5 protein-coding genes are annotated in these 3,203 nt (G+C 42.2%); 1 reads left to right on the top strand and 4 read right to left on the bottom strand.

Annotated features, from left to right (window positions below):
* Positions 1–460: 460 nt before the first annotated feature.
* The 4 genes from MHN01_RS21965 to MHN01_RS21950 form a co-directional block, all read right to left on the bottom strand.
* Positions 461–820 (bottom strand): phasin family protein, encoded by a 360-nt coding sequence (locus tag MHN01_RS21965; protein ID WP_239413438.1) that lies wholly within the window; start codon positions 818–820, stop codon positions 461–463.
* A gap of 94 nt (positions 821–914) precedes the next feature.
* Positions 915–1,502 carry a phasin family protein gene (locus tag MHN01_RS21960; protein WP_239413437.1) on the bottom strand — a complete coding sequence of 196 codons (588 nt, stop codon included), beginning with the start codon at positions 1,500–1,502 and terminating at the stop codon, positions 915–917.
* A 210-nt stretch (positions 1,503–1,712) separates the two neighbouring features.
* Entirely contained in the window at positions 1,713–1,991 is a 279-nt protein-coding gene (locus tag MHN01_RS21955; protein WP_239413436.1) for a polyhydroxyalkanoic acid system family protein, read from the bottom strand.
* 109 nt (positions 1,992–2,100) lie between these two features.
* On the bottom strand, positions 2,101–2,622 hold the full coding sequence (locus tag MHN01_RS21950) for a lecithin retinol acyltransferase family protein (RefSeq protein ID WP_239413435.1): 522 nt from the start codon (positions 2,620–2,622) through the stop codon (positions 2,101–2,103).
* A gap of 333 nt (positions 2,623–2,955) precedes the next feature.
* Between MHN01_RS21950 and MHN01_RS21945 the strand changes: the two genes are divergently transcribed.
* Positions 2,956–3,203 (top strand): hypothetical protein (locus MHN01_RS21945; RefSeq protein WP_239413434.1); only part of this gene is annotated, 248 nt, incomplete at its 3' end.

The following is a 3,203-nucleotide window of genomic DNA, read 5'->3' as shown; positions in this document are numbered from 1 at the left end:
TTTAGTTGGAATAACTTCCATCCCTTTTGGTGCCGATATCAATGCACCATAGTTATCAATACTTAAGATCAAATCACGCATTTCTTGTGTGGTATTACAACCAGCAAGCCGCTGTCGCATGATCCGAAATAACACCTTATTGAAAGCCCTATTTCGCCAACTATCCATAAACGCCACCTTTATTACAATTCAGTAACAAATTTAGGATTAAATATCCTGATTGGTCAACATATGGCAGAAAAACATTGCTCAATTTCCCAAACAACTGCGATTAAATATGTCCAAAATAATGAACATCGCTGTTTAAATCTGACTACGCCATACAATTAAAAAAGGTGCGCGTGCATGGCCCACGCGCAACCTAAAAGGCAAACTGCCTACAGACTGGGAAAGGCAGTAATGCCTAACAGGGTTACATTATCGTCTGGCTGGCTTATTGATCGTAACCCTGCGCTGGCAGTTACTCTGCTTCTGCCAACTTCTCAACCGCGGCTGTTAGCTTGTCGATTTTTTCATCCATACGCTCAAGCTTCTCGCGGTCAACGCCACTGAGGCGGTAGAAAAGGTCATTCATACCTGCTTCCACTTCATCAGTCGCTTTTTCTGCATTTTTACCAATGCATTCTTTAGCTTCAATTTCGACTTCTTTACCACGCTCTACGAGCTCATCGAATACCTGGTTAGTTTTCTCATTAAGTTGCTGCGCTTCTTCTAGGCTGCGGCTATAAAGACCCAAACCGGCTAGCCAGATGTTGCGTGCAACACCTTCACCACTTTCAACGACATTTTTGGCCGCTTTCACTACTGTGTTATCGCTCATAATCATATCCCCCTGCGTATTCACGCTGGATTGTCAAAATATCTATACAAACACCGGTGGCTCACTTGCTACCTGTGTATGTTCCTTACACCGCTTAGGCTTCAGTTGCCGGCTTTTTTTCCTCAACTGGCTTAGCGGCCACGGCTTTTGGCTTTACCGGCTCAGAAGCGGTTTTCTTCTCAGCCTCTGGTTCCTTTTTTGGTACAGGAGTTGCTGCTTTGACAGGCTTACGGCGTGCAACGCTTGGCTTTCTTGTACGCGTTGTTGCCGGCTTATCTGCAGACTTAGCTGTTGTTTTCTTCGCTGCTGGTTTTGCCGCTTCTTGCTGGCGAGCCAATAGCGCTTCAATGTTTGAAGTCAGTTGATCAATCTTGTCATCAACACGGTCAAGACGTTCGTTATCGATACCGATAAGCTTCTGGACCATAGTGTGTACACGCTCTTCAATCGCTACCGAAGTATGACTGCGCGCTGTGTGTACGCGCTCTTTGGTTTTAGATTCAACAGCTCGACCGCGTTCAATTAACTCATCAAATAAGCTTTTACCTTTATCCGACAATTGATTTACTTCGTCTGCACTTTTTGCATAAGCGCCCAAACCAGCTAACCAGATGTTGTAGACCATAGCGTCACGAATCTGCTCTTTCTTAGATTCTTCCGCAGTCTGTTTAAAGATGCCCATGAGTGTGCCCTCCATATCTCTGTGACAACTTGTCAGCCAGTGGGTATTGCCTGACTGCTTGATTACAGAATATGAATTTCAATTAGAATGTTCTTACTAAAACAACAATTTATCGTGTGCTGGATCAAAAAATCGAACAACAATTAGGCAAGGTGGAGGGGGAATGAAAAAGAGCCCATCAATGGGCTCTATTTAGTGCAATAAATTCAATTAATTAGGAAGAAGCAACTGATCCAGGCGCTCAGAAATATGGTTTTCGATACTTGCTGAAAATAAACTGGCTGCAAACCCTAATTTCAGTTCTATCGTAATCTTGCCCTCTTCGGAGTGCAGGAAGCCCCTTGCAGACGCGTGATTGATCAGAAGCTTATTCTCATCCCAAGCCCAGGTGAGCCCATATTCCTGCTCAAGCTCTCCTGCGATTTGTTCCGATAGAACAGTGATATCATCTAAAGGAAAATCATGGTTACGTTCAATATAAATAGTCACAAAGAAGCTCACTCGATTTAGTGTATTTACTCGATTACTTCTTTTTAACATACCTGTACACGATTTTCATTTCTGTGGTGAAGATCCAATAGTGAATAATCTATGTTACTCACAAAATCTTCAGCTTACGGAACAGCTGTGATGCCCACATCGCACTGCCAACTGCAAGCCTTGCGCCCTTTACAGCCTGGCCGTATGGGCGGTGCTCTGTCGGTGAAAACAATGCGCCAAGCAACAGCCCCATTCCAGCCACTTTCAGCACCGGAGCCTCGGCGTTTAATATGATATAACTTCCCGCTAGGGCTACCAGACACTGCTGAAATTGCGTACATTCTGCAGGGAGTCCATGAGCTTCACGTACGAACTGCTCACAGTTTTCACTGAATAAGTTATAAGACCGTCCTACTTGTTGAACGGCGTAATGATAGGCTTTTTCTGGCTTTGCACTGGTAATAGTGCTCATCGCAATGTCTCTTCCTTCTGAAAACTCATCCAAGGTATCCAACTGAACCCGGCGTCTTTTTTTCGAATTATGAACCACACATCCATTTCCATCCGAAATACCATAATGCCAATAAGTGCTGCATCTAATTTTTAATACTGTCCCCTTAGGGTAATAGAGTTCTGACATCTAAATTACTCCTATCCGCCCTTTACATTTCAACTTTCTTAGCTTGATGATATTTTCTATGTCTTTTTGTTCTTGCAAATTCTTTAGACTCAACTACGCGCTTGAATGAAAGTACGTCTTATTAACGGTAAGTGTAATACAAATACTGACCGTCTCATGTCTAAGGTCAAGGATTGATGTGTCTCATTTCTAAGATACCTTTAATAAATAGCCAGTTACCTAGGTAGTATCACTTTTTTGCTGCTATAAATATAAGGTATTGTAATTCTTTTACATCAAGAAATTACAATAACGCATAAATGTACTTGGTCTGTAATAAATAAAGATATTACTATGAAGTATTATATTATTATTTTTGTTGTGATCTTTATTTCTGGTTGTCAAGGGATTTTGCAAGTTGAGCAATCAATTGCTTCTTTACCTAAACCGGAAAATACGAATCAACCACTCCCTGACTTGTTCACTAACCACTGTGAAGTCGATAGTGAACCTGCTATTGATATCCTTTCACAAGTTAGCTTGTCGACTACGGATAGTTATGTAAATGCCGTGCCAGTACCCGCACCAATAGCACCTGATTT

The sequence above is a fragment of the Photobacterium sp. OFAV2-7 genome, assembly GCF_022347985.1.
Lineage (GTDB): Bacteria > Pseudomonadota > Gammaproteobacteria > Enterobacterales > Vibrionaceae > Photobacterium.
Note: the sequence above shows the minus strand (reverse complement) of the source record. Positions and strands in the feature narration are given on the sequence as shown.

Excerpts from the sequence above, each read along its gene's own strand:
- MHN01_RS21965 (WP_239413438.1), bottom strand. The coding sequence starts at position 820 with ATGAGCGATAACACAGTAGTGAAAGCGGCCAAAAATGTCGTTGAAAGT.
- MHN01_RS21960 (WP_239413437.1), bottom strand. The coding sequence starts at position 1,502 with ATGGGCATCTTTAAACAGACTGCGGAAGAATCTAAGAAAGAGCAGATT.
- MHN01_RS21950 (WP_239413435.1), bottom strand. The coding sequence starts at position 2,622 with ATGTCAGAACTCTATTACCCTAAGGGGACAGTATTAAAAATTAGATGC.